Annotated in this window: 2 protein-coding genes; both read left to right on the top strand. The window is 39.7% G+C overall.

The window, feature by feature from the left end; all coding sequences use genetic code 11:
- The first annotated feature begins 22 nt into the window (after positions 1 to 22).
- Positions 23 to 310: a transposase gene (locus LSE01S_RS10595; protein WP_003688751.1), complete on the top strand. Its 288-nt coding sequence runs from the start codon at positions 23 to 25 to the stop codon at positions 308 to 310.
- Between the two features lie 23 nt (positions 311 to 333).
- Positions 334 to 1,212: an IS3 family transposase gene (locus tag LSE01S_RS10600; protein WP_061777591.1), complete on the top strand. Its 879-nt coding sequence runs from the start codon at positions 334 to 336 to the stop codon at positions 1,210 to 1,212.
- Positions 1,213 to 1,259 lie beyond the last annotated feature (47 nt).

Raw genomic sequence — 1,259 nt, forward strand, 5'->3', positions numbered from 1 at the left:
AAGTAAATTGGAGGATCAAATAATGACGAAGCACAGTTATGACAAGGAATTTAAGGAACAGGCCGTTCAGTATTACTTAGATAACAAGGATCACATGACCATGAATGAAATAAGTAAGAATCTAGGTATTGGGGCTAGTACATTACATAAATGGATTAAGCTGTTTACTGAGACTGGGGAGTTTGGCCGTGGCTCTGGTAATTTTGCCAGCGATAAGGACAAGGAGATTGCACGACTAAAGCGTCAACTTCGTGACGCTGAAGGAGCGATCGAAGTGTTAAAAAAATCAATCGGGATTCTGAGCAAGTAACTACCGAAAAGGTATACCAAGAAATGGACGTTCAGCACGCTTTGGAATCCCACCCTTCCATCAATGGTATGTGTGATTATGTTGGAATCTCAAGAAGTGGTTACTATCAACGAGAAAAGCGTCATAATCACCAATCACCGCGAAAGCTTCGGAAGAAGTTTATTCAAGGTGAAATTACAGCAATTTGGCTCAAAAGCCTTTGTATTTACGGTGCCGGCAAAATCACCCAAGAACTTCGCTCAAAAGGATATAAGATCGCTGAACGAACTGTTGGTAAGTATATGCGTGAACTTGGCATTCACACCGTTTACCTAACCCCTTGGACGACTACCACTCGCAATTCTAAGTTTGATAAACAGCTAATAAATATTTTAGACGAGCAGTTCAATCCATTGCGACCAAACGCCGTTTGGTGCATTGACACTACTTATATTCCAGTTCATGACGGATTCGTTTATTTAACCAGTATTATGGACTTGTACTCCCGACGGATCATTGGTTGGGACTTATCTGAAACCTTGGAGGTATCGAATGTCATCCCACTTATTGAAAAGACTAAGCACAGTCGCCATATTAGCAAGCCATTAATCATGCACAGTGATCGTGGTAGTCAGTTTACGTCTGAAGCTTACAATCAAGTTACAGCTAACATGACATTAAGCTATTCAAAGAAAGCTTATCCTTGGGATAATGCCTGCATTGAGTCGTTTCATGCCTTGATTAAGCGTGAATGGATAAATCGGTTTAAAATCCATTCATACTCCGAAGCTAAACGACTAGTTTTTCAGTACATTGAAACGTTTTACAACACAGTTAGAATTCACAGTCACTGTGGATTCAAATCACCAAAGCAACTTGAAGATGAGTATCAAACTCAAATTCAAAATTTAGTCGTGGCATAGGACAAAAAAGTCTCTATTTAAATTGTCTATTTTATTGACAGGGGACC

This window comes from Levilactobacillus senmaizukei DSM 21775 = NBRC 103853, from assembly GCF_001592085.1.
In the GTDB taxonomy this organism is placed as follows: domain Bacteria; phylum Bacillota; class Bacilli; order Lactobacillales; family Lactobacillaceae; genus Levilactobacillus; species Levilactobacillus senmaizukei.